Raw genomic sequence first — 25,390 nt, forward strand, 5'->3', positions numbered from 1 at the left:
CGGTGACCCGTACCGCGCCGGGGCGGGCCCGGGGCCGTCGGGTCAGAGTTCGGTGGCGTACGGCGGCTCCGCGCCCGCCCGGGTGCAGGTCACCGCCGCGGCGCGGGCGGCGTACGCCAGTACCTCCGGCCAGTCCACCGGCCCCGGCCGCCCCGTCAGCCGGTGCAGCAGCGCCGCGTTGACGGTGTCGCCCGCGCCGATCGTGTCCACGACGGGCACCCGCAGGCCGGGCACGGAGTGCTCCGCGCCCTCGCGCGTCCACACCGTCAGGCCCGCCCCGCCCCGGGTGAGCACCACGGCCGACGGTCCGGCCGCCAGCCAGTCGGCGACCCGGCCGCCCAGCCAGGCCGCGTCCTCCTCGGAGAGCTTGAGGATCGACACGTGGGGGAGCCGTCGCAGGAAGCGGTCCCGGTAGGCGTCCGCGTCGGGGATCAGCGCCGGCCGGATGTTGGGGTCCATGAGGGTCGTCAGCCCGCGCCCCGACTCGCGGCGCAACAGGGCGTCGTAGGCGCTCGCACCGGGCTCCAGCACCAGGGAGCAGGTGCCGAGCGCGAGGGCCCGTGCACCGGGCGGCAGGGCGGGCGGGAGGGTGAACAGCCGGTCGGCCGTCCCCTCGGTGTGGAAGACGTAGGCCGCCGAGCCGTCCGGGGCCAGCGACGGCACGGCCAGCGTGGTCGGTTCGGGGCCGCGCTGGACCAGCGAGAGGTCCACCCCGGCGGCCCGGAGGCCGTCCAGCAGCGAGACGCCGAAGCCGTCCGTCGACACCCGGGAGCAGAAGGCGACGTCGGCGCCGAGCCGGCCCAGCGCCAGCGCGGTGTTGTACGGTCCGCCGCCCGCCCGGGGCAGCAGGGCGCCCGGTGGCTCCGCGACGGGCACCAGGTCGATCAGGGCTTCTCCACCGACGACGATCACGCGGGGGAAGGTATCCCATCGGGCGCGGGTATCGTCGGGTGGACCGAACCCCACGCCGAACCCCACGCCGAATCCCGGGAGAGTTCCATGTCCGCGTCGCAGTCCGCCGCCCGTCGTACCGTCCTCAAGGGCGCGGCCGCGCTCGCCGGGGCCGCGGGCGCCGGGGTGACCCTGGCGGCCTGTTCCACCGGGACCGACAGCGGCGGCCGCTCCCCGGCGGTGCCGACGGAGCCGGTCGAGTTGGGCGCGGCGAGCGAGGTCCCGGTCGGCGGCGCGACGCTGTTCCGCGAGCGCAAGCTCGTCGTGAGCTGCCCGGCGGAGGGCCAGTACAAGGCGTTCAGCGCCCAGTGCACGCACGCCGGATGCGTCCTCGACAAGATCGTCGAGGGTGAGGGGAACTGCCCCTGCCACGGCAGCCGCTTCGACGTGGCCACCGGCAAGGTGCTGCGCGGCCCGGCCTCCGCCCCGCTGCCGTCGGTCCCGGTGAAGGTCGAGGGCGGCCGGCTCGTCGCCGGCTGACCCCGCCCCGCAACGGACGCCGGGGCAACGGGCGGAGCCACGGGCGGGGAGCGCCGCACGCGGCTACTCCCAGTCCCACGCGATGCCCAGGATCCCGCGTCGCACGCCTTCCTCCAGCAGGTGCACCGCCCGGTGCCGGCCGCTCGGGGTCAGGTCCGCGAGGCCGTCGCGGCGCGCCCCCGGGCCGCTCCGGCTGAACCGCCGGCAGCGCACGGGCAGGGCCGCCTCGTCGAAGCGGACCTGGAGCATGTACTGGCCGCCGGTGTAGCTGAAGCCGCGCACGTACTCGGTGCACCGGCCGCCCGTGCCGTCCTCGAAGCCGTAGCCGAAGACGTACGTGTCGCCCGCGCGGAGCCGTGCGTCGAAGAGCAGTTCGGCGACCACCACCTCCGCCTCGCGGTGCCACCGCACCCGTCCCGTCCGGCAGTTCTCCTCCGCCCGCACCCGGATCCGGGCCGGGTCGCAGCCGGGGTCGCCGTGGTGGACGGCGAGGTACCGGTCGACCCCGTCGCGGTGGGCGCGCACCACGTGCTGCGAGACCCGGCCCACCAGCTCGCCGGCGGCGCCGATCCGCACCCGCTCGTGGTGGCCGACCGTGTGCAGACCACCGTCCGAGGGCAGTTCCATTCCGGCCAACAGCTCCTCCACCGCGGCGCCCACGCTGACCAGGGAGCGGTACGAGCGACCCGGCGGGCGAATCGTTTCGGCGGAGGCGCCCTCCGGCGTGTCCAGCAGACGTGACAGGGTTCCCCCGGGCAGTTCCAGGATCTCCTCCAGCGCCTGCACGGCCCTCAGGGACTCGGCGCGGCGCGGGCGGCGCGCGCCCTGCTGCCAGTAACTCAGGCTCGTCACACCGAGCTTGATGCCCCGCGCGGCGAGCCGGTGCTGGACCCGGTGCAGGGGCAGGCCGCGGGCCGTCAGTGCGGCCCGCAGCGCGAGGTGGAAGGGGCCCGCGCGCAACAGTCGCGGCAGGTCGTGGGCACGGTCCGCAGTCGTCCGCATGGCGGAAACCTCCTGTGAACGTTCACGCGTCGCGGGGCGGGAGACCGCGTCCGGGACGCCCGGGATTCAGGTGGGCCCTGGTGAGCACGGGTGGACGGAGGGCGGCCGTTCACATTCCGGTTGCCCCGTTCACACGGCGATGTCACCGCGTATTGAAGCGTGTTGACCTGATCGCGACAACACCCCGATGCTCCTCCACAGCGTCCGGACGCGCTCCTCCGATCCCCACTCTCCACCCCGGGAGGAACGCGATGCGCAAGCCCAACCGGCGGCTGTCCCCGGCCGCCCTCCTCATCGCCCTGTTCTTCGTCCTGTCCACCGGCACCGCCACCGCCGTCGACGCCGGCACGGACTCCGCTCTCGCCTCCAAGCGCCTGAACATCACCATGCAGGCCCAGCAGAAGACCAACTGGTGCTGGGCCGCGGGCGGCAACACGATCGCGACCTGGTTCGGCCGCTCCTACAGCCAGAACCAGTTCTGCAACGCCGCCTTCAACCGCCAACAGGGCACCGAATGCCCCAACAACCAGGCCACCCTGGGCAACGTCCAGACCGGTCTGCGCTGGGCCGGCGTCAACTCCGGCTCCTACGTGACCGGCTGGCTCCAGTACTCCACCGTCCAGACCGAGATCAACGCCGGCCGACCCATGGAGACCCGCATCCAGTGGTCCAACGGCGGCGGCCACATGCACGTGATCTACGGCTACGACACCGCGAACAGCTGGGTCTACTGGGGCGATCCATGGCCCTCCAGCGACCGCTACAACTGGGCCTCCCACGCCTGGTACGTCGACAACGAGACCTTCTCCTGGACCCACTCCCTCTACCGGATCGGAGCGTGACGCCGTGACCGCCGTACCCCTGCGCGCCGCCGCCGTCGCGGTCCTCGCCGGTGCCTGCCTGCTCCTGTCCCCACAGGCCCAGGCGTCCCCCGTACCGCAGCCCCCGTCCGCCGGCGCCGACGTCCGGGCAGCCGCCCGGGAGGCGGCCGTCGCCCCCGACACCCTGGCCACCCTCGCCCGGTTCTTCGCCCGGGAGGGCAAGGTCGGCCTCGCGCAGGCCAAGCCCCGCATCGAGGGCGAGACGATCCCCGTCCACCACCTCTCCCCGGACTTCGTTGCCGGCAAGGCGGGGGCACCCGTGGCCCGCCTGGAGTTCCTCGCGAGCGAGGCCGTCTCCTCGGACGGACAGCGGGCCGCCCTGTGGACCGCCCGCACACCCGCCGGCTGGCAGGTCGTGAACATCGCCACCGGCGACGACGAATTCCGCTACGCCGGACTCGGGGCGGAGAAACTGCCCGGCGGCACCGTGTTCCGCGAGCCGCAGATCGACGCGTGGTACGTGGCCCGGGGCGACCGGGTGCTGCCGCTCGACGAGGACGCGACGCGGGCCGTGGGAGCCACCGGGACCAGCCTGGCCGGCTACCGGGCCCGCGTCGCCAAGGCCTACGGCGACAAACTCCCCGGCTCCGCCTACGCCAGGGACGGTCGCGCCGGCGGCTACGCCGAACCCGCCGCGGCGACGGCGGCCCGCCCCACCGGGTCCTCCCCGTCCCCGTCCCCGGCCTCGCCGGCGGCCGGGGCGGCCGGCGCCGCCGGGGTGCTCGCGCTGGGCGGCGCCGGGATCCTGCTCCTGCGCCGCCGCGCGGTCCGCCCGTAGGTCCTGTCGTCGAAGGGGCGCCGCGGCCAGGCGGGACTTCGACGACAGGGCCCGGGAAGGCCCGCGGGGCCCGGCCCTCCGCCAGGGGGCCGGGCCCCGCGGGCGGCCCCCGCGGGGCCCGGGCGGCGCCCCTCCCCGGGCGCCGCCCCGTACGCCGTCGCGCCGAAGGGCCGCGACCGGGCCGGCCCCCGGCGACGGGGGCCGGTGCAGGGGGACCGTTGTCGGCCGCCGCCAGTAGGGTGGTTGGCATGGCCGACCCTTCCAGCTACCGCCCCCAGCCGGGGCAGATCCCCGACTCCCCGGGGGTCTACAGGTTCCGCGACGAGCACCGCCGGGTGATCTACGTCGGGAAGGCCAAAAGCCTGCGGCAACGCCTGGCCAGCTACTTCCAGGACGTCGCGAACCTGCACCCGCGCACCGCCACGATGGTCACGACCGCCGCCTCCGTCGAGTGGACCGTGGTGTCCACCGAGGTCGAGGCGCTCCAGCTGGAGTACTCCTGGATCAAGGAGTACGACCCCCGGTTCAACGTGAAGTACCGGGACGACAAGAGCTACCCCTCCCTCGCCGTGACCATGAACGAGGAGTACCCCCGGGTCCAGGTCATGCGCGGACCCAAGAAGAAGGGCGTGCGCTACTTCGGCCCGTACGGGCACGCCTGGGCCATCCGCGAGACCGTCGACCTGATGCTGCGCGTCTTCCCCGTGCGCACCTGTTCCGCCGGGGTGTTCAAGCGGTCCGCCCAGATCGGCCGACCCTGCCTGCTCGGCTACATCGGCAAGTGCTCCGCACCCTGCGTGGGCCGGGTCACCCCCGACGAACACCGTGAACTCGCCGAGGACTTCTGCGACTTCATGGCCGGCCGCACCGGCACCTACCTCACCCGCCTCGAACAGCAGATGCACGAGGCCGCCGAGGACATGGAGTACGAGAAGGCCGCCCGGCTGCGCGACGACATGGGGGCCCTGCGCCGCGCCATGGAGAAGAACGCCGTCGTGCTCGCCGACGCCACCGACGCCGACCTCGTCGCCGTCGCGGAGGACGAGCTCGAAGCCGCCGTGCAGATCTTCCACGTACGCGGCGGCCGGGTCCGCGGCCAGCGCGGCTGGGTCACCGACAAGGTCGAGGCCGTGGACACCGCCGGGCTCGTCGAGCACGCCCTCCAGCAGCTGTACGGGGAGGAGAAGGGCGAGGCCGTCCCCAAGGAGGTGCTGGTCCCGGCGCTGCCCGAGGACACCGCGGCACTGGCCGAGTGGCTCGCCGAGCGGCGCGGGTCCCAGGTGAGCCTGCGCATCCCGCAGCGCGGGGACAAGAAGGCCCTCATGGAGACCGTCCACCGCAACGCCGTGCAGTCCCTCGCCCTGCACAAGACCAAGCGCGCCGGTGACCTGACCACCCGCTCCCGGGCCCTGGAGGAGATCGCCGAGGCGCTGGACCTGGACGGCGCGCCGCTGCGCATCGAGTGCTTCGACATCTCGCACCTCCAGGGCGACGACGTCGTGGCCTCGATGGTGGTCTTCGAGGACGGGCTCGCACGCAAGAGCGAGTACCGGCGCTTCCAGATCAAATCGTTCGAGGGACAGGACGACGTCCGTTCCATGCACGAGGTGGTCTCGCGGCGCTTCCGCCGCTACCTCCAGGAGAAGCTGAAGACGGGGGAGTGGTCCCCCGAGGACGCTCAGGACGGCGAGATCCCGGCCGAGGACGACGGTCGGCCCAAACGGTTCGCCTACCCGCCGCAGCTCGTGGTGGTCGACGGCGGGCAGCCGCAGGTCGCCGCCGCCAAGCGGGCCCTGGAGGAGCTGGGGGTCGACGACGTCGCCGTGTGCGGCCTGGCCAAGCGGCTGGAGGAGGTGTGGCTGCCCGGCGAGGACGACCCCGTCGTGCTGCCCCGCACCAGCGAGGGCCTCTACCTGCTCCAGCGGGTCCGTGACGAAGCCCACCGGTTCGCCATCCAGTACCAGCGCAGCAAGCGCGGCAAGCGCCTGAAATCGAGCCCGCTGGACGACGTGCCCGGACTCGGCGAGAGCCGCAAACAGGCCCTCGTCAAGCACTTCGGTTCGGTGAAGAAGCTGAGACAGGCGACAATCGACCAGATCTGCGAGGTCCCGGGCATAGGCCGCAAGACGGCCGAGACCGTGGCCGCGGCCCTCGCCCACGCGGTTCCCGCCGGTCCTGCCGTCAACACGGCGACAGGGGAGATCATGGAAGACGAGACCCCCGCGCCCGCGGGAGCATCGTCCGAACGGGGGACCGAGCAATGACCGAGCACGAGACCACGCACGACCGAGACGGAGCACAGGTGAGTACGGGCACGACAGTGGAGCCCGGCGAGGCCGCCGAGGCGGCCATCCCCGAGCTGGTGATCATCTCCGGGATGTCCGGAGCCGGCCGCAGCACCGCGGCGAAGTGCCTGGAGGACCTCGGCTGGTTCGTCGTCGACAACCTCCCCCCGGCGCTCATCCCCACCATGGTGGAGCTCGGTGCCCGCTCGCAGGGCAACGTGGCACGCATCGCCGTCGTCGTCGACGTCCGCGGCCGGCAGTTCTTCGACGCGCTGCGCGAGTCCCTCGCCGACCTCGAAGGCAAGGGCGTCACCCGGCGCATCGTCTTCCTGGAGTCCTCCGACGACGCGCTGGTCCGCCGCTTCGAGTCGGTCCGCCGCCCGCACCCCCTCCAGGGCGACGGCCGCATCACCGACGGCATCGCCGCCGAGCGCGACCTGCTGCGCGAGCTGCGCGGCGACGCCGACCTGGTCATCGACACCTCCAGCCTGAACGTCCACGAACTGCGCGCCAAGATGGACGCCCAGTTCGCGGGCGACGAGGAGCCCGAGCTGCGGGCCACCGTCATGTCCTTCGGCTACAAGTACGGCCTCCCCGTCGACGCCGACCTCGTCGTCGACTGTCGATTCATCCCCAACCCGCACTGGGTCCCGGAACTGCGCCCCTTCACCGGGCTCAACGAGGAGGTGTCGGGCTACGTCTTCAGCCAGCCCGGCGCCAAGGAGTTCCTCGACCGGTACACCGAGCTGCTCCAGCTCATCGCCACCGGCTACCGCCGCGAGGGCAAGCGCTACGTGACCATCGCGGTCGGCTGCACCGGCGGCAAGCACCGCAGCGTGGCCATGTCCGAGAAGCTCGCCGCCCGCCTCGCCTCCGAGGGAGTCGAGACCGTCGTAGTGCACCGGGACATGGGGCGCGAGTGACCGGACGGAGTCTGAGACTGCGCCGCCTGCGCCGTCTCACCCCCGGGCGGGGGGAGGACGGCGCGGGCCGTCGCCGCGGCGCCACGCCGAAGGTGGTCGCGCTGGGCGGCGGCCAAGGGCTGTCGGCCTCCCTCGCCGCCCTGCGGCGGATCACCGGTGACCTCACCGCCGTGGTCACCGTCGCCGACGACGGCGGCTCCAGCGGCCGGCTCCGGGAGGAGCTCGGCGTGCTGCCGCCCGGCGACCTGCGCAAGGCGCTGGCCGCGCTGTGCGGCGACGACGAATGGGGCCAGACCTGGGCCCGGGTCATCCAGCACCGTTTCCAGTCCCGCGGGGACCTGCACGAGCACGCCGTCGGCAACCTGCTGATCGTCGCCCTGTGGGAACAGCTCGGCGATCCCGTCCAGGCACTCGACCTGGTCGGCAAACTGCTGGGCGCACAGGGCCGGGTGCTGCCGATGTCGGCGGTGCCCCTGGAACTCCAGGCGCTGGTCAAGGGGCACGATCCGGCCCGCCCGGACGACGTGGACACCGTCCGGGGGCAGGCCACCGTGGCCCTCACCCCGGGCGAGGTGCTCTCCGTACAGGTCGTGCCCGGCGACCCGCCGGCCGTGCCGGAGGCCGTCGCGGCCGTGCTCGACGCCGACTGGGTGGTGCTCGGACCGGGATCGTGGTTCTCCTCCGTGATCCCGCACCTGCTGGTGCCCGAACTGCTCGACGCGCTCATCGAGACGAAGGCCCGAAGGGTCCTCTCGCTGAACCTCGCGCCGCAACCCGGTGAAACAGAGGGCTTCTCTCCGCAGCGTCATTTGGAGGTTTTGGCCCGACACGCCCCTAAACTCGCCCTGGACGTGGTGCTGGCCGACGAGGCCGCCGTGCCCGACCGCGAGTCCCTCTCCGATGCCGCGAAACGGTTCGGTGCCGCGGTCGAGCTGGCGCCGGTTGCCAGGCAGGACGGCTCTCCGAAGCACGACCCGGAGCTGCTGGCCGCCGCGTACGACCGTATTTTTCGGATGCATGGAAGGATCGGCCCATGGCGATGACGCCTGCGGTGAAGGACGAGATCTCTCGCCTGCCCGTCACCCGGACCTGCTGCAGGAAGGCCGAGGTCTCGGCGATCCTCCGGTTCGCCGGTGGTCTGCACCTGGTGAGCGGCCGCATCGTCATCGAGGCGGAGCTGGACACGGGGGTCGCCGCCCGGAGACTGCGCAAGGACATCCTGGAGATCTTCGGCCATTCCTCGGACCTCGTCGTGATGGCTCCCGGCGGACTGCGCCGCGGCAGCCGCTTCGTCGTGCGCGTCGTCGCCGGCGGGGACCAGCTGGCACGCCAGACGGGCCTCGTGGACGGCCGGGGACGCCCCATCCGGGGCCTCCCGCCCCAGGTGGTCTCCGGGGCCACCTGCGATGCGGAGGCGGCCTGGCGCGGTGCCTTCCTGGCCCACGGCTCCCTCACCGAGCCGGGTCGGTCGTCCTCCCTGGAGGTCACCTGCCCCGGTCCGGAGGCCGCCCTGGCCCTGGTGGGCGCCGCCCGCAGGCTCTCCATCGCCGCCAAGGCGCGCGAGGTGCGCGGTGTCGACCGGGTCGTCGTCCGCGACGGCGACGCGATCGGGGCCCTGCTCACCCGGCTGGGCGCGCACGACTCGGTACTGGCCTGGGAGGAGCGGCGGATGCGCCGCGAGGTCCGCGCCACCGCCAACCGCCTGGCCAACTTCGACGACGCCAACCTGCGCCGCTCCGCCCGCGCCGCGGTGGCCGCCGGAGCCCGGGTGCAGCGCGCGCTGGAGATCCTCGGCGAGGAGGTCCCCGAGCACCTCGCGGCCGCCGGCCGGCTGCGCATGGAGCACAAGCAGGCCTCCCTGGAGGAGCTGGGCGCGCTCGCCGACCCGCCGCTGACCAAGGACGCGGTCGCCGGCCGGATCCGTCGCCTGCTGGCGATGGCCGACAAGCGGGCCCAGGACCTGGGCGTCCCGGGCACCGAGTCGAACCTCGACCTCAGTGAGGAACTGGCCGACAACATGGCCGGCTGACCCTCGCGACGACGCGAGATCCCACCGTGGCCCCGGGTGCCCGCACGAGTGAATCGTGCGGGCACCTTTCGGCACGCCCCATTGACATGCGCATGGGCGGTCGTGAGCCTGTCGTCCGAACGCTTTCGTGGCAGACGACGCCCAGGGGGGCACATGAGGCACCGCGCGAGATCGATCCTCGCCGCAAGCGCACTCGTCTTCGGAACCACACTGGCCGCACTGCCCGTCGCGGCCCAGGCGCAGCCCACCGCGGAGGACGGATCCGCCGCCTCCGACGAGGTGCGGGTCTACGACGCGGACATCACCCGCGAACAGGTCCCGCTGGTCCTCGCCGCCGGCCAGGACGCCCACGAACTCGCCGAACGGGCGCCCGAGCACGGGACCGCCAAGGTCGAGTTGTTCCTGACCGCCGGCCAGGCGAAGGAACTCGCGGCCCGCGGCGTGAAGCCGGTCGAGCGCAGGATCGCCGCCGGCGCGACGGCCCGCGCGAAGGCCGCCGGCGACGGGGTGTTCCGCCCGTACAGCGGAAAGGGCGGCCTCCAGGAGGAGATCCTCCGCACCGCGCAGGAGAACCCGGCGCTCACCAAGGTCGTCTCCATCGGCAAGACCGTCCAGGGCAAGGACATCCTCGCCCTCAAGGTCACCAAGAACGCCAAGAAGGCCAAGGACGGCGACAAGCCCGCCGTCCTGTACATGTCGAACCAGCACGCCCGCGAGTGGATCACCCCCGAGATGACCCGGCGGCTGATGCACCAGACCCTCGACGGCTACGGCAAGGACGCCCGGATCACCAGGCTGGTCGACAACACCGAGCTGTGGTTCCTGCTCTCCGCCAACCCGGACGGCTACGACCACACCTTCACCGCCGACTCCGCCCGCCTGTGGCGCAAGAACCTGCACGACAACAACGGCGACGGAAAGATCACGGCCGGCGACGGCGTCGACCTCAACCGCAACTTCCCCTACAAGTGGGGCTACGACAACGAGGGTTCCTCGCCGAACGAGGCGAGCGAGACCTACCGCGGCCCCAAGGCCGGCTCCGAGCCCGAGACCGCGGCGCTCGACCGGTTCGAGAAGCGCATCGGCTTCGAGTACGCCATCAACTACCACTCCGCGTCCGAACTGCTCCTCTACGGAGTCGGCTGGCAGGTGGCCACCCCGACCCCCGACGACGTCGCCTACAAGGCGCTCGCCGGGACCCCCGAGAACCCTGCCGTCCCCGGCTACTATCCACAGCTCTCCTCCGAGCTGTACACCACGAACGGCGAGGCCGACGGACACGCCGGCAACGTCAACGGCGTCATGATGTTCACGCCGGAGATGACCACCTGTCAGACGGCCGCCGCGAGCGACCCGAACGACCGGTGGAAGCCCGAGGACTGCGCCTCCGGATTCAACTTCCCGGACGACGAGAAGCTGATCCAGGCCGAGTTCGCCAAGAACGTCCCCTTCGCGCTCGCCGTCGGCGAGAGCGCCGCGCGCCCCGACCAGCCGGCCTCCTCCGTCGGGCTGAAGGCCGCCGACTTCACCGTGGACCCGTTCGCCACGTCCTACGTCGCCCGCGGCGAGGACCAGACGGTGGCCGTCACCGCCCGCAAGGCGCTCAAGGACAAGGAACTCAACTTCCGGATCAACGGCGGCCGCACCCACGACGAGGGACTCAATGCCTGGAAGGGCGGCGAGACCTACGGCGGCGAGGACAACAACTGGTTCGACGAGTACCGGGCCAAGGTCGACGGCGCCAGGCCCGGCGACAAGGTCGAGGTCTGGTTCACCGGCCGCGACCGCTCCGGCAAGCGGGTCTCCAGCGAGCACTTCACGTACACCGTGGCCGAGCGGCCCCGGGCGGACGTCCTGGTGATCGCCGAGGAGGGCGCCCCGGCACAGCACGCGCGGACGTACGTCGACGCGCTGCGCGCCAACGGGCGGTCCGCCGCCGTCTGGGACGTCGCCGTCCAGGGCACCCCGCACCCCCTCGGAGTCCTCTCGCACTTCCGCACGGCCGTCCACTACACGGGAGCCAAGAGCCCCGGCGGTGACACCCAGCTGGCGATCCGCGACTTCCTCAACGAGGGCGGCAAGCTGATCGAGGCCGGCGAACTGGCCGGCGGCAACGCCCAGGTCGGCCCCGCCGTCACCAACGACTTCAGCCAGTACTGGCTCGGCGCCTACGGCCGGGCCGGCGTGAGCGCCCCCACCGGCTTCACCGGAGCCGGCGGCCTCGCCGGGGCCACGGGCGGCCTCGGGGACGCGGCGGGCAACCCGCTGAACGCGCCAGGCTCCTACACCGTCACCTCGGACACCCTGCCGGCCGCGCAGTTCCCGCGGTTCAAGAGCGCCCAGGCGGGCCAGTACGCCGGGGTCGTCAACCCGTACGCCCCCTACGCCGGCGCCGGCATGGCCTCGGCCCTGCACACCGACGACGACTGGAAGCGGCTGACCCGGACCGTGGACCTCACCAAGGTCTCCGCCGCCGACAAGCCAGCCCTGCGCATGGCCCTGAACTGGAACACCGAGGAGGGCTACGACCACGCCGCCCTGGAGGCCCGCACGGCCGGCGGCGAGGACTGGACGACCCTGCCCGAGGCGAACGGCCTGACCAGCGCAGCGGTCCCGACCGAGTGCGAGGGAGGGTTCCTGCTGAACGGCCACCCGTTCCTGCGCCACTACCTGACGCTCGACGGCGGCGGCTGCGCCCCGCAGGGCACCAGCGGGGCCTGGAACAGCTTCACCGGATCCTCCGGCGGCTGGAAGCAGGTCTCCTTCGACCTGAGCGCGTACGCCGGCAAGACCGTCGAGGTCTCGCTGTCCTACGTCACCGACCCGGGATCGGGCGGCCGCGGCGTCTTCGCGGACGAGGCGCGGCTGAACGTGGCCGGAGCCGACCAGGCCGTCGAGGGCTTCGAGACCTCGCTGGGCGCCTGGGGCGCCGGGCCCGCACCTGCCGGAAGCCCCGACGTTCCGGGCGATTGGTCCCGGTCCGGGGAGCTGTTCACGTCCTACGCGGCGGTGACTACGCGTGACACCGTTCTGGTCGGTTTCGGCCTGGAACACCTGCCGACCGCGAAGGACCGAGCCGTACTCGTCGGTAAGGCGCTCCGTTCACTGAACCACTGAGCCGCACCCCTCCCGACGCTCACCGTGAGTGACGGGGGCGAAGGTCCCGGAGGTCCCGCGCCGGCGCTTGCGGTGCAGGACCTCCCTGGCGGACAAGGGTGTGTCAGTCCCCGGCCGATGTCACTCCGAAGCTCACGGAGAGGTAGGGTCGTAAGCGGTCGGGGACATCCCATACAGCTCGCCGGCGGACAGGCCGGCGCACCAACGAGGAGATCGGTTCGTGACGATCCGCGTAGGCATCAACGGTTTTGGCCGAATTGGCCGCAACTACTTCCGTGCGCTCCTGGAGCAGGGAGCGGACATCGAGATCGTCGGTGTCAACGACCTGACTGACAATTCCACCCTGGTGCACCTGCTCAAGTACGACACCATCCTGGGCCGCCTCAAGCACGAGGTCTCCCACACCGCCGACACCATCACGGTGGGCGGCAACACCTTCAAGACCTTCGCCGAGCGCGACCCCGCGAACCTCCCCTGGGGCGAGCTGGGTGCCGACATCGTCATCGAGTCGACCGGCATCTTCACGAAGAAGGCCGACGCCGCCAAGCACATCGCGGCCGGCGCGAAGAAGGTCCTCATCTCGGCTCCGGCCAAGGACGAGGACATCACGATCGTGATGGGCGTCAACCAGGACAAGTACGACGCGGCCAACCACCACGTCATCTCCAACGCCTCCTGCACCACCAACTGTGTGGCGCCGATGGCCAAGGTTCTCCTGGAGAACTTCGGCATCGTCAAGGGCATGATGACGACGGTCCACGCGTACACGAACGACCAGCGCATCCTGGACTTCCCGCACTCGGACCTGCGTCGCGCCCGCGCCGCCGCCGAGAACATCATCCCGACCACCACCGGTGCCGCCAAGGCCACCGCGCTGGTCATCCCGGAGCTGGCGGGCAAGCTCGACGGCATCGCGATGCGCGTCCCGGTCCCCACCGGTTCCGTGACCGACCTGGTCATCGAGCTGGAGCGCGAGGTCACCAAGGACGAGGTCAACGCCGCGTTCCAGAAGGCCTCCGAGGGTCAGCTCAAGGGCATCCTGGACTACACCGAGGACGCGATCGTCTCCTCCGACATCGTGAACTGGCCGTACTCCTGCACCTTCGACTCCTCCCTGACCATGGTTCAGGGCAAGCAGGTCAAGGTCATCGGCTGGTACGACAACGAGTGGGGCTACTCCAACCGCCTCGTCGACCTGACCGTGTTCGTCGGCGAGCGGCTCTAAGGGTCACCAAGGTTTCAGGGCAAGGCACCACGATGTAGGCACAGGGCTCGGGCAGCGCGATGAAGCGCTGTGCGGGCCCTGTGGCTTGCCTCGTCCCTCTCGCCCCGCACGGGCACAAGGCCCTGCGTGGGGAAAAGGAGCAGAAAGACACATGAAGACGATCGACGAACTTCTCGCCGAGGGCGTCTCCGGCAAGCGGGTCTTCGTCCGGGCCGACCTCAACGTGCCGCTGGCCGAAGGCAAGATCACCGACGACGGCCGCATCCGCGCCGTCCAGCCGACCATCGCGAAGCTCGCCGAAGCCGGCGCCCGCGTGGTCGTGGCCTCGCACCTGGGCCGTCCCAAGGGCGCCCCGGACCCGGCCTTCTCGCTGGCCCCGGCCGCGGTCCGCCTCGGCGAACTGCTCGGCAAGAACGTCGCGTTCGCCACGGACACCGTCGGTGCCTCCGCCAAGGAGACCGTCGCGGCGCTCGCCGACGGCGAGGTCGCCCTCATCGAGAACCTGCGCTTCAACGCCGGCGAGACCTCGAAGGACGACGCCGAGCGCGGCGCCTTCGCGGACCGGCTCGCCGAGCTCGCCGACGTCTACGTCGGCGACGGCTTCGGCGCCGTGCACCGCAAGCACGCCTCGGTCTTCGACCTCCCCGCGCGCCTGCCGCACGCGGTCGGCTACCTCATCGCCGCCGAGATCGACGTCCTCAAGAAGCTGACCGCCGAGGTCAAGCGCCCGTACGTGGTCATCCTCGGCGGCGCCAAGGTCTCCGACAAGCTCGCCGTCATCGACGAGCTGCTCGGCAAGGCCGACCGCCTCCTCATCGGCGGCGGCATGGCCTACACCTTCCTCCACGCCAAGGGCCACGAGGTCGGCATCTCCCTGCTCCAGAAGGACCAGGTGGACGTCGTCAAGGAGTACATGGAGCGCGCCGAGGCCAACGGCGTCGAACTGGTCCTCCCCGTCGACATCCTCGCCTCCACGGACTTCCCCGACCTCAAGGGCAAGACCCCCGCGGAGTTCATCACCGTCGACGCGGACAAGATCCCCGCCGACAAGGAGGGTCTGGACATCGGTCCCAAGACCCGCGAGCTGTACGCGTCGAAGATCGCCGACGCGGAGACCGTCTTCTGGAACGGTCCCGTGGGCGTCTTCGAGCACCCCGACTACGCCGGCGGCACCCGCGCGATCGCGCAGGCCCTCGTCGACAGCGACGCGTTCACCGTGGTCGGCGGCGGGGACTCCGCCGCCGCCGTGCGCACGCTCGGCTTCGACGAGAACGCTTTCGGCCACATCTCGACCGGTGGCGGCGCCTCCCTCGAATACCTCGAGGGCAAGACGCTCCCCGGCATCGCCGCACTGGAGGTCTGAACCAAAGTGACTTCGCGTACCCCGCTGATGGCGGGCAACTGGAAGATGAACCTCAACCACCTCGAGGCCATCGCGCACGTCCAGAAGCTCGCGTTCGCCCTGGCCGACAAGGACTACGACGCCGTCGAGGTCGCGGTGCTGCCGCCCTTCGTCGACCTGCGTTCGGTCCAGACCCTGGTCGACGGCGACAAGCTGAAGATCAAGTACGGCGCCCAGGACATCTCGGCGCACGACTCCGGTGCCTACACCGGCGAGATCTCCGGCCCCATGCTGTCGAAGCTGAAGTGCGCGTTCGTGGCCGTCGGCCACAGCGAGCGCCGCCAGTACCACGGCGAGAACGACGAGATCTGCAACGCCAAGGTCAAGGCCGCCTTCAAGCACGGGATCACCCCGATCCTCTGCGTCGGCGAGGGCCTGGACGTCCGCAAGGCCGGCGAGCAGGTCCCGCACACGCTGGCCCAGGTCGACGGCGGACTGAAGGACGTACCGGCCGAGCAGGTCGAGTCCATCGTCATCGCGTACGAGCCCGTGTGGGCCATCGGCACCGGTGAGGTCGCCACCCCCGAGGACGCGCAGGAGGTCTGCGGGGCGATCCGCGGCCGCCTCGCCGAGCTGTACTCCCAGGAGCTGGCCGACAAGGTCCGCATCCAGTACGGCGGCTCGGTGAAGTCCGGCAACATCGCCGCGATCATGGCGCAGCCCGATGTCGACGGCGCGCTCATCGGCGGCGCCGCGCTGGACGTGGACGAGTTCGTCAAGATCGTCCGGTTCCGGGACCAGTGACCGGTGTGACCATCGCAGCGAGTATGCGGTAGGGCGGATCCGTCGTACCCTTGCGGGGGCCAGGAGGCTGAACCACCAGCCACTGGCCCCCGCGCACATCCCGGAAAAGCCAGAAAGTAGGAATCAGCCGTGATTATGGGGTTCTCGATCGCCCTGATCGTCTTCAGCGCCCTGCTGATGCTGCTCGTGCTGATGCACAAGGGCAAGGGCGGCGGCCTTTCCGACATGTTCGGCGGCGGCATGCAGTCGTCGGTCGGCGGTTCCTCGGTCGCCGAGCGCAACCTGGACCGCATCACCGTCGTGATCGGTCTGCTCTGGTTCGCCTGCATCGTGACGCTCGGTCTGATGATGAAGTCGACCAGCTGACCGTTCCGGCCATTCCGGCGGTCCGGCGGGCTCTCCCCGGCCTATCATGGGCCTTTGCGGGGGCGGTCCTTCCAGTTCCTGGACGGTCGCCCGGTCTTCCGTGACTCGGGCGCCCGCGGCAGCGGACCTCCCCTCGCACTCCGCGGCACCATCACGCAGGGAGTTACGACCGTGGCAAGTGGCAACGCGATCCGTGGCAGTCGGGTCGGAGCGGGGCCGATGGGCGAGGCCGAGCGCGGTGAGTCCGCGCCCCGCCTGCGCATCTCCTTCTGGTGCTCGAACGGGCACGAGACACAGCCCAGCTTCGCCAGCGACGCGCAGGTGCCGGACACCTGGGACTGCCCGCGCTGCGGGTTCCCGGCAGGCCAGGACCGGGACAACCCGCCGGCTCCGCCGCGCACCGAACCGTACAAGACGCACCTGGCGTACGTGCGGGAGCGGCGCACCGACGCCGACGGCGAGGCGATCCTCGCCGAAGCCCTCGCCAAGTTGCGCGGCGAGATCTGAACCGTTCGAACCTCGGCCTCCGGCCGGTTCGCACTCAAGAGTGACTTGGGGCCCGGCCCCGCGGAGGACACGAACCCGCGGGCCGGGCCCCTTTGTGCGTGTTGGCCCCCTTCACATCCCTTAGGTTGGGGCGTGGCGGGGCACGACAGGACGGAAGAAGTGGGTTGATGTCCGAGATGAACGCAGACACCCGTACGAGGCTGAACCGGACACCCGAGTGGCTCGCACTCGGCAAGCACCGGGAAGAGCTGGGGCAGACGCATCTGCGGGAGCTGTTCGAGGCGGATCCGGGCAGGGGCACCGGCTACACGCTGCGGGTCGGCGACCTGCACATCGACTACTCGAAGCACCTCGTGACGGACGAGACGCTCGCGCTGCTGCGCGCACTGGCCTCGGCGACCGGTGTGGCCGAGCTGCGCGATGCGATGTTCCGCGGCGAGAAGATCAACACGACGGAGGACAGGGCGGTCCTGCACACCGCTCTGCGCGCCCCGAGGGACGCGGTGATCGAGGTGGACGGCGAGAACGTCGTCCCCGACGTGCACGCCGTCCTCGACAAGATGGCCGCGTTCTCCGACCAGGTCAGGTCGGGCAAGTGGACGGGCTTCACCGGCAAGCGCATCAAGAACGTCGTCAACATCGGCATCGGCGGCTCCGACCTGGGCCCGGCGATGGCGTACGAGGCGCTGCGCGCCTTCGCCGACCGCGGGCTGACGCTGCGTTTCGTCTCCAACGTGGACGGCGCCGACCTGCACGAGGCGGTACGGGACTTCGACCCGGCGGAGACGCTGTTCATCATCGCGTCGAAGACCTTCACCACGATCGAGACCATCACCAACGCCACCTCGGCGCGGGACTGGCTGCTCGCGGGGCTGGGCGGTGACCAGAGCGCCGTGGCACGGCACTTCGTGGCGCTGTCCACCAACGCCGAGAAGGTCACCGGGTTCGGCATCGACCCGGCCAACATGTTCGAGTTCTGGGACTGGGTCGGCGGGCGTTACTCCTTCGACTCCGCGATCGGCCTCTCGCTGATGATCGCGATCGGCCCGGACGCCTTCCGGGAGATGCTGGACGGCTTCGCGGCCATGGACCGGCACTTCCGGACCGCGCCGCCGGAGGAGAACGCGCCGCTGCTGATGGGCCTGTTGGGGGTCTGGTACGGCGGGTTCTTCGACGCGCAGTCGCACGCGGTGCTGCCGTACAGCCACTACCTGTCGCGGTTCACGGCCTACCTCCAGCAGCTGGACATGGAGTCCAACGGCAAGTCGGTGGACCGGGACGGCAACCCGGTGGACTGGCAGACCGGACCGGTGGTGTGGGGCACGCCCGGCACGAACGGGCAGCACGCGTACTACCAGTTGATCCACCAGGGAACGAAGCTGATCCCGGCGGACTTCATCGGCTTCGCCCGGCCGGTGGCGGAACTCTCCGCGCCGCTGAAGGCCCAACACGACCTGCTGATGGCGAACTTCTTCGCGCAGACGCAGGCCCTGGCCTTCGGCAAGACCGCCGAGGAGGTCCGGGCGGAGGGCGTCGACGAGGCGCTGGTCGCCCACAAGACGTTCGCGGGCAACCACCCCACGACGACGATCCTCGCGACCGAACTGACCCCCGGCGTACTGGGGCAGCTGATCGCCCTGTACGAGCACAAGGTGTTCGTCCAGGGCGCGGTGTGGAACATCGACTCCTTCGACCAGTGGGGAGTCGAACTCGGCAAGGTGCTCGCCAAGCGGGTGGAGCCGGCGCTGACCGAAGGGGCGGACGTGGAGGGCTTCGACGCCTCGACGCGGGCCCTCGTCGCGACGTACCGCTCGCTGCGCGGCCGGTCCTGATCCGGGGCGGGGGTGGGGGGGCCCGGCCCCCGCACCCCCGCCGTTCGGACGCGGAAGGTCAGGCCGACGCCGGCGGGTACATGTCCGACGGCAGCTTGGCCGCCGCCGCGCGGTCGAGGAGCCACAGGGTGCGGCTGCGCCCGTAGGCCGCCGCCGCCGGGGCCTGGACGTCGCCCGCGCCGCCGAGCGCGAGCGCCACCGCGCCCGCCTTGTCCTCGCCCGCCGCCAGCAGCCAGACCTCGCGGGCCGCCCGGATCGCCGGAAGGGTCAGCGAGACCCGGGTCGGCGGCGGCTTCGGGGCGCCGTGCACACCGACCACCGTGCGCTCGGTCTCGCGGGACGCCGGGTGCTCCGGGAACAGCGACGCCACGTGGGTGTCCGGGCCGACGCCCAGCATCAGCACGTCGAAGCGGGGGACCGGGCCGTGGTCCTCCGGACCCGCCGCCTTGGCGAGTTCCGCCGCGTAGGCCGCGGCGGCGGCGTCGACGTCCGCCCCGTACGGGCCGTCCGAGGCCGGCATGACGTGGACGCGCGCCGGATCGACCGGCACCGCGTCCAGGAGCGCCTCGCGGGCCTGGACGTGATTGCGCTCGGGGTCGTCGGCGGGGACGTACCGCTCGTCGCCCCACCACAGGTCCAGCCGCGACCAGTCGATCGCGTCCCGGGCCGGAGCGGCCGCCAGCGCCGCGAGCAGACCGTTGCCGTTGCGGCCGCCGGTCAGCACCACCGAGGCGCTGCCGCGGGCCGCCTGCGCGTCCACGATCTTCGTGATGAGCCGGGCCGCCGCGGCCTGGGCCATCAGCTCCTTGTCCCGGTGGACGACGACCTGGGGAGTCGTCATACCCATGTGCGTGCCGCCTTCTTGCTCGTTGCTGCGGGGAAATGGCTCGGCCGCCGGTCGGACCCCCTCGCGGGCGTCCGACCGGCGGCCGTGGTGCGTCACTGCTTGGCCGAGGCCTTCTTGGCCGGGGCCTTGCCCGCCGGCTTCGCGGGCGCCTCGGCCTTGGCCGCGGGGTCCTGCGCCTTGCCGGCGGAAGCCTCCGACGAGCCGGCCGGAGCCTTCTTCGCGTCCAGCCGGTCCACGCCGAACTTCAGCGAGGCCTCGTACGTGTTGTCCGGGTCCAGCCGGCGCAGTTCCTCCGCCAGCAGCTCGGCCGTGTCACGACGCTTGAGCGCCACCGCGCGGTCGGGCTGACCCGGCATGCACAGCGTCGCCAGCGCCCCGTCCGCCCGGTCCAGGACGATCACGCCGTCCGTGGTCTCCAGCCGGACGGCCGTGAGGCCGGGGCCGCCGGAGTGGGTGCGCTTGACCGGTACGCCCAGACGGTCCGCCAGCCACATGGCCAGCAGCTCGCAGCTCGGGTTGTCGTCCTCGCCCTCGACGGTCGCCGAGACGACGGAGACGCGACTCTGCTGGTCGAGCGCCGCGGCCAGCATCGAACGCCACGGGGTGATCCGGGTCCAGGACAGGTCCGTGTCACCCGGCGCGTACGCCTTGGCCCGGCTGCCGAGCGCGGCGATCGGACTCTCGGAGGCGTACGTGTCCGTGATCCGGCGCTGTCCCAGCGAGCCCAGCGGGTCGCCCGCCAGGTCCGCCGGAGCGCCCTCCGGCCACCAGACCACCACGGGGGCGTCGGGCAGCAGGAGCGGGAGAACCACCGACTGGGCGTGGTTGACCAGTTCGCCGTGCATGCGGAGCACGACCGTCTCGCCGGAGCCGGCGTCCGCCCCGACCCGGATCTCCGCGTCGAGACGGGCGTCGCGGCGACTGCGCGGCGAGCGGCTGATCCGCTTGACCACGACGATGATCCGCGAGGGGTGCTCGTGGGATGCGTCGTTCGCCGACTTGAGCGCGTCGTACGCGTTCTCCTCGTCGGTCACGATCACCAGCGTGAGGACCATGCCGATGGCCGGCGTGCCGATGTCCCGGCGTGCCTGCACCAACGCGGCGTTGATCTTGCTGGAGGTGGTCTCCGTAAGGTCGATCTTCATGGCCGGCGCCAGCTCCGTCCGTCTCGTGCGAGCATCTCGTCCGCCTCGACCGGTCCCCAGGTGCCCGCCGGGTACTGCGCGGGCTTGCCGTGCTTGTCCCAGTACTGCTCGATCGGGTCGAGGATGTTCCAGGAGAGCTCGACCTCCTGGTGACGCGGGAAGAGGTTCGCGTCACCCAGCAGGACGTCGAGGATCAGCCGCTCGTAGGCCTCGGGGCTGGACTCCGTGAAGGACTCGCCGTAGGCGAAGTCCATCGTGACGTCCCGGACCTCCATGGAGGTGCCGGGCACCTTGGAGCCGAAGCGGACCGTCACGCCCTCGTCCGGCTGGACCCGGATGACCAGGGCGTTCTGCCCCAGCTCCTCGGTCGCGCCCGACTCGAACGGGAGGTACGGGGCCCGCTTGAAGACCACCGCGATCTCGGTCACCCGACGGCCCAGGCGCTTGCCGGTCCGCAGGTAGAACGGGACGCCCGCCCAGCGACGGTTGTTGATCTCCAGACGGATGGCCGCGTAGGTGTCGGTCTTCGACTTGGGGTCGATGCCGTCCTCTTCGAGGTACCCGACGACCTTCTCGCCGCCCTGCCAGGCCGCCGAGTACTGGCCGCGCACGGTGTGCTTGCCCAGGTCCTCGGGCAGCTCCACGGCGGTCAGCACCTTGAGCTTCTCCGCCACCAGCGCCTTCGGGTGGAAGGAGCCGGGCTCCTCCATCGCCGTGAGCGCGAGCAGCTGGAGCAGGTGGTTCTGGATCACGTCACGGGCGGCGCCGATGCCGTCGTAGTACCCGGCCCGGCCGCCGATGCCGATGTCCTCCGCCATGGTGATCTGCACGTGGTCGACGTACGACCGGTTCCAGATCGGCTCGAACATGGTGTTGGCGAAGCGGAGCGCCAGGATGTTCTGGACGGTCTCCTTGCCGAGGTAGTGGTCGATCCGGAAGACCTCGTCACGGGGGAAGACCTCGTGGACGACCTTGTTGAGCTCTTCCGCGCTCTTCAGGTCGTGGCCGAAGGGCTTCTCGATGACGGCGCGCCGCCACGAGCCTTCCTTCTGCGCCAGACCGTGGTCCTTGAGCTGCTGGACCACCTTGGGGAAGAACTTCGGCGGAACCGAGAGGTAGAAGGCGAAGTTCCCGCCGGTGCCCTGGGCCTTGTCGAGTTCCTCGATCGTGGCCTTCAGCGTCTCGAAGGCCGCGTCGTCGTCGAAGTCGCCCTGGACGAAGCGGCAGCCCTGGACGAGCTGTTGCCACACCTCCTCACGGAAGGGAGTGCGCGAGTGCTCCTTGACCGCGTCGTGCACCTCCTGGGCGAAGTCCTCGTCCTGCCACTCGCGCCGGGCGAACCCGATGAGCGAGAAGCCCGGCGGGAGCAGGCCGCGGTTGGCGAGGTCGTAGACGGCAGGCATCAGCTTCTTGCGCGACAGGTCACCCGTAACGCCGAAAATGACCAGGCCGGACGGCCCCGCGATGCGCGGGAGCCGCCGGTCCTGTGCGTCACGAAGCGGGTTCGCTCCGTTCACAGACAAAGTGTTCAGGCCTCCGTGGGGGCAAGGCGCACGAGTTCCGCCTCGGTCGACTTCAGCAGGTCGTTCCAGGACACCGCGAACTTCTCGACGCCCTCGTCTTCCAGCAGCTGAACGACATCGTCGTACGAGATGCCCAGCTTCGCGACCGCGTCGAGCTCGGCGCGCGACTGCTCGTAGGTGCCGCGGATGGTGTCGCCGGTGACCTCGCCGTGGTCGGCGGTGGCCTCCATGGTGGCTTCCGGCATGGTGTTCACGGTGCCGGGGGCGACCAGGTCCACCACGTACAGGGTGTCCTTGTAGGCCGGGTCCTTGACGCCGGTCGAGGCCCACAGCGGACGCTGCTTGTTCGCGTGCGCCTTGTCCAGGGCGGCCCAGCGCTCACCGGCGAAGACCTCCTCGAAGGCCTCGTAGGCCAGACGGGCGTTGGCGAGGGCCGCCTTGCCCTTCAGGGCCTTGGCCTCGTCGGTGCCGAGGTCGTCGAGGCGCTTGTCGATCTCGGAGTCCACGCGGGACACGAAGAACGAGGCGACCGAGTGGATCTTGGCGAGGTCCAGGCCGGCGGCCTTGGCCTTCTCCAGACCCGCCAGGTAGGCCTCCATGACCTCGCGGTAGCGCTCCAGCGAGAAGATCAGCGTGACGTTGACGCTGATGCCCCGGCCGATGACCTCGGTGATCGCCGGCAGGCCGGCCTTGGTCGCCGGGATCTTGATGAGCGTGTTCGGGCGGTCCACCAGCCAGGCGAGCTGCTTGGCCTCGGCGACGGTCGCCGTGGTGTTGTGGGCCAGCCGGGGGTCGACCTCGATCGAGACCCGGCCGTCCTGACCCTCCGTCGCGTCGAACACGGGGCGCAGGATGTCGGCGGCGTCGCGGACGTCCACCGTCGTGATCATGCGGATCGCCTCTTCGACGGTGACCTTGCGGGCCGCGAGGTCGGCGAGCTGCTGCTCGTAACCGTCGCCGCTGCTGATCGCCTTCTGGAAGATCGACGGGTTGGTGGTGACACCGACGACGTGCTGCTGGTCGATGAGCTCGGCGAGGTTGCCGGACGTGATGCGCTTGCGGGACAGGTCGTCCAGCCAGATCGCCACGCCCTCGTCGGAGAGGCGCTTGAGTGCGTCTGTCATGGGAATTGCATCTCCTACTGGTTCGTGTACCGGTGTCAGCGCGCGGCGGCGGTGAGGGATTCCTGGGCGGCGGCGGTGACGGCCTCGGCCGTCAGACCGAACTCGCGGAACAGCAGGGCGCCGTCGGCGGAGGCGCCGAAGTGCTCCAGCGACACGATCCGGCCGGCGTCGCCGACGTAGCGGTGCCAGGTCAGACCGATGCCGGCCTCGACGGCGACGCGCGCCTTGACGGCGGGCGGCAGGACGCTGTCCTTGTACGCCTGGTCCTGCTCCTCGAACCACTCGACGGACGGCATCGAGACCACGCGGGTCGGGATGCCCTCGGCCTGGAGCGCCTCGCGGGCGCCGACGGCGAGCTGGACCTCGGAGCCGGTGCCGATGAGGATCACCTGCGGCTCGCCGCCCTCGGCGTCGAGGAGGACGTACCCGCCCTTGGCGGCGTTCTCGTTCAGCTCGTAGGTGGGCACGCCCTGGCGGGTCAGCGCCAGACCGTGCGGGGCACCCTTGCCGAACACCTTGGTGTGGCGCCGGAGGATCTCGCGCCAGGCGACGACGGTCTCGTTCGCGTCCGCCGGGCGGACCACGTTCAGGCCCGGGATGGCGCGCAGCGAGGCGACGTGCTCGACCGGCTGGTGCGTCGGGCCGTCCTCGCCGAGACCGACGGAGTCGTGCGTCCACACGTAGGTGACCGGCACGTGCATCAGCGCGGAGAGGCGGACCGCGTTGCGCATGTAGTCGGAGAACGTCAGGAACGTGCCGCCGTAGATGCGGGTGTGGCCGTGCAGCGCGATGCCGTTCATGGCCGCGGCCATGGCGTGCTCGCGGATCCCGAAGTGGATCGTGCGGCCGTACGGCTGGGCGCCCGGGAGCGGGTTGCCCACCGGCAGGAACGAGGAGTTCTTGTCGATGGTGGTGTTGTTGGAGCCGGCGAGGTCGGCCGAGCCGCCCCACAGCTCCGGGATGACCGCGCCGAGGGCCTCCAGGACCTTGCCGGACGCGGCGCGGGTGGCGACGCCCTTGCCGGTCTCGAAGACGGGGAGCTTCTCCTCCCAGCCCTCGGGCAGCTCGTTGGCGTTGATGCGGTCGAACTCGGCCGCGCGCTTCGGGTTGGAGGTGCGCCAGGCGGAGAAGTCCTTCTCCCACGCGGCCTTGACCTCGCGGCCCCGGTCGAGCGCCTCGCGCGTGTGGGCGAGGACCTCGTCGGCGACGTCGAAGCTCTTCTCCGGGTCGAAGCCCAGCACGCGCTTGGTGGCCGCGACCTCGTCGGCGCCGAGGGCCGAGCCGTGCGCGGCCTCGGTGTTCTGGGCGTGCGGGGCGGGCCAGGCGATGATCGAGCGCATCGCGATGAACGACGGGCGCCCGGTCTCGGCCTTGGCGGCCTCCAGCGCGGCGAACAGCGCCTTCGGGTCCAGGTCGCCGCTCTCCTGCGGGGCGACGCGCTGGACGTGCCAGCCGTAGGCCTCGTAGCGCGCGAGGGTGTCCTCGGAGACGGCCGTCTCCGTGTCGCCCTCGATGGAGATGTGGTTGTCGTCCCACAGCAGCACGAGGTTGCCGAGCTTCTGGTGGCCGGCCAGCGAGGACGCCTCGTGCGAGATGCCCTCCTGGAGGCAGCCGTCGCCGGCGATCGCGTAGATCATGTGGTCGAACGGGGAGGTGCCCGGGGCGGCCTCCGGGTCGAACAGACCGCGTTCGTAGCGGGCGGCCATGGCCATGCCCACCGCGTTGGCGACGCCCTGGCCCAGCGGGCCGGTGGTCGTCTCGACGCCCTTGGTGTGTCCGTACTCCGGGTGACCGGGGGTCTTGGAGCCCCAGGTGCGGAACGCCTCCAGGTCAGCCAGCTCCAGGCCGAAACCGGCCAGGTAGAGCTGGGTGTAGAGGGTCAGGGACGAGTGCCCTGCGGAGAGCACGAAGCGGTCACGCCCGACCCATTCGGGGTCGGCCGGGTCGTGCCGCATGACCTTCTGGAAAAGGGTGTACGCGGCGGGGGCCAGGCTCATCGCCGTACCGGGGTGGCCGTTCCCGACCTTCTGTACCGCGTCGGCGGCCAGGATGCGGGCGGTGTCGACGGCCCGCTGGTCCAGTTCGGTCCACTCGAGCTCTGTGGTGGTCGGCTTGGTGCTCACCGTTTGTCAGGGCTCCTCTCCACATGTCGTTTCCCGGTGACGAACGGTGCACCGGCGCGATTCCGAGCCTACCCCCGCCGGGGCGTGCGGCTATTCGAGTGCCGGT

Annotated in this window: 21 protein-coding genes; 14 read left to right on the forward strand and 7 right to left on the reverse strand. The window is 71.3% G+C overall.

Going from position 1 to position 25,390, the window contains the following annotated elements; genetic code table 11:
- Window positions 1–42 precede the first annotated feature (42 nt).
- Window positions 43–912 (reverse strand): carbohydrate kinase family protein, encoded by an 870-nt coding sequence (locus OG906_RS25425; protein WP_267796520.1) that lies wholly within the window; start codon window positions 910–912, stop codon window positions 43–45.
- A gap of 87 nt (window positions 913–999) precedes the next feature.
- Between OG906_RS25425 and OG906_RS25430 the strand changes: the two genes are divergently transcribed.
- Window positions 1,000–1,431, forward strand: a complete 432-nt coding sequence (locus OG906_RS25430; protein WP_329446045.1) for a Rieske (2Fe-2S) protein — start codon at window positions 1,000–1,002, stop codon at window positions 1,429–1,431.
- Window positions 1,432–1,494: 63 nt separating this feature from the next.
- Here the strand turns inward: OG906_RS25430 and OG906_RS25435 are convergent, their stop codons facing one another.
- On the reverse strand, window positions 1,495–2,433 hold the full coding sequence (locus OG906_RS25435; protein WP_329446047.1) for a hypothetical protein: 939 nt from the start codon (window positions 2,431–2,433) through the stop codon (window positions 1,495–1,497).
- Window positions 2,434–2,684: 251 nt separating this feature from the next.
- Here OG906_RS25435 and OG906_RS25440 point away from each other — a divergent pair, with 251 nt between their 5' ends.
- From OG906_RS25440 to pgi, 13 genes are all read left to right on the forward strand, one after another.
- Complete coding sequence (locus OG906_RS25440; RefSeq protein WP_329446048.1) at window positions 2,685–3,275, forward strand: papain-like cysteine protease family protein; 591 nt, start codon at window positions 2,685–2,687, stop codon at window positions 3,273–3,275.
- A gap of 4 nt (window positions 3,276–3,279) precedes the next feature.
- A complete protein-coding gene (locus OG906_RS25445) occupies window positions 3,280–4,092 on the forward strand; it encodes a hypothetical protein (protein ID WP_329446050.1) in 813 nt (270 codons plus the stop codon).
- Window positions 4,093–4,340: 248 nt separating this feature from the next.
- Window positions 4,341–6,356 (forward strand): excinuclease ABC subunit UvrC, encoded by a 2,016-nt coding sequence (gene uvrC, locus OG906_RS25450; protein WP_329446052.1) that lies wholly within the window; start codon window positions 4,341–4,343, stop codon window positions 6,354–6,356.
- On the forward strand, window positions 6,353–7,300 hold the full coding sequence (gene rapZ / locus OG906_RS25455; RefSeq protein ID WP_053681595.1) for an RNase adapter RapZ: 948 nt from the start codon (window positions 6,353–6,355) through the stop codon (window positions 7,298–7,300). Before uvrC ends, rapZ begins: the two co-directional genes overlap by 4 nt.
- Complete coding sequence (locus OG906_RS25460) at window positions 7,297–8,343, forward strand: gluconeogenesis factor YvcK family protein (protein ID WP_053681597.1); 1,047 nt, start codon at window positions 7,297–7,299, stop codon at window positions 8,341–8,343. The genes rapZ and OG906_RS25460 overlap by 4 nt, the downstream gene beginning before the upstream one ends.
- A complete protein-coding gene (whiA, locus tag OG906_RS25465) occupies window positions 8,334–9,329 on the forward strand; it encodes a DNA-binding protein WhiA (protein WP_329446055.1) in 996 nt (331 codons plus the stop codon). Before OG906_RS25460 ends, whiA begins: the two co-directional genes overlap by 10 nt.
- 153 nt (window positions 9,330–9,482) lie before the next feature.
- Window positions 9,483–12,446, forward strand: coding sequence for a M14 family metallopeptidase (locus tag OG906_RS25470; protein WP_329446057.1), 2,964 nt, complete (start codon window positions 9,483–9,485; stop codon window positions 12,444–12,446).
- A gap of 220 nt (window positions 12,447–12,666) precedes the next feature.
- Complete coding sequence (gene gap / locus OG906_RS25475; RefSeq protein ID WP_267796527.1) at window positions 12,667–13,671, forward strand: type I glyceraldehyde-3-phosphate dehydrogenase; 1,005 nt, start codon at window positions 12,667–12,669, stop codon at window positions 13,669–13,671.
- Window positions 13,672–13,822: 151 nt separating this feature from the next.
- Entirely contained in the window at window positions 13,823–15,034 is a 1,212-nt protein-coding gene (locus OG906_RS25480) for a phosphoglycerate kinase (protein ID WP_329446059.1), read from the forward strand.
- Between the two features lie 6 nt (window positions 15,035–15,040).
- On the forward strand, window positions 15,041–15,817 hold the full coding sequence (tpiA, locus tag OG906_RS25485) for a triose-phosphate isomerase (protein ID WP_053681606.1): 777 nt from the start codon (window positions 15,041–15,043) through the stop codon (window positions 15,815–15,817).
- Window positions 15,818–15,952: 135 nt separating this feature from the next.
- The gene (gene secG / locus OG906_RS25490) at window positions 15,953–16,183 is read left to right on the forward strand and encodes a preprotein translocase subunit SecG (protein WP_267796636.1); all 231 of its coding nucleotides are present in this window, start codon (window positions 15,953–15,955) and stop codon (window positions 16,181–16,183) included.
- Between the two features lie 171 nt (window positions 16,184–16,354).
- Window positions 16,355–16,690: an RNA polymerase-binding protein RbpA gene (locus tag OG906_RS25495; RefSeq protein ID WP_007263454.1), complete on the forward strand. Its 336-nt coding sequence runs from the start codon at window positions 16,355–16,357 to the stop codon at window positions 16,688–16,690.
- A 176-nt stretch (window positions 16,691–16,866) separates the two neighbouring features.
- The gene (gene pgi, locus OG906_RS25500) at window positions 16,867–18,522 is read left to right on the forward strand and encodes a glucose-6-phosphate isomerase (RefSeq protein ID WP_329448130.1); all 1,656 of its coding nucleotides are present in this window, start codon (window positions 16,867–16,869) and stop codon (window positions 18,520–18,522) included.
- Window positions 18,523–18,580: 58 nt separating this feature from the next.
- On the opposite strand, the gene pgl is transcribed toward pgi, so the two are convergent.
- From pgl to tkt, 5 genes are all read right to left on the reverse strand, one after another.
- Window positions 18,581–19,363: a 6-phosphogluconolactonase gene (gene pgl, locus OG906_RS25505; RefSeq protein ID WP_267796529.1), complete on the reverse strand. Its 783-nt coding sequence runs from the start codon at window positions 19,361–19,363 to the stop codon at window positions 18,581–18,583.
- A 98-nt stretch (window positions 19,364–19,461) separates the two neighbouring features.
- The gene (gene opcA / locus OG906_RS25510) at window positions 19,462–20,514 is read right to left on the reverse strand and encodes a glucose-6-phosphate dehydrogenase assembly protein OpcA (RefSeq protein ID WP_329446062.1); all 1,053 of its coding nucleotides are present in this window, start codon (window positions 20,512–20,514) and stop codon (window positions 19,462–19,464) included.
- On the reverse strand, window positions 20,511–22,037 hold the full coding sequence (gene zwf / locus OG906_RS25515; RefSeq protein WP_371591348.1) for a glucose-6-phosphate dehydrogenase: 1,527 nt from the start codon (window positions 22,035–22,037) through the stop codon (window positions 20,511–20,513). Before zwf ends, opcA begins: the two co-directional genes overlap by 4 nt.
- A 5-nt stretch (window positions 22,038–22,042) precedes the next feature.
- Complete coding sequence (gene tal, locus OG906_RS25520; protein WP_329446065.1) at window positions 22,043–23,161, reverse strand: transaldolase; 1,119 nt, start codon at window positions 23,159–23,161, stop codon at window positions 22,043–22,045.
- Window positions 23,162–23,196: 35 nt separating this feature from the next.
- Entirely contained in the window at window positions 23,197–25,284 is a 2,088-nt protein-coding gene (gene tkt, locus OG906_RS25525; RefSeq protein WP_329446066.1) for a transketolase, read from the reverse strand.
- Window positions 25,285–25,390 lie beyond the last annotated feature (106 nt).

The sequence above is a fragment of the Streptomyces sp. NBC_01426 genome (genome assembly GCF_036231985.1).
In the GTDB taxonomy this organism is placed as follows: domain Bacteria; phylum Actinomycetota; class Actinomycetes; order Streptomycetales; family Streptomycetaceae; genus Streptomyces.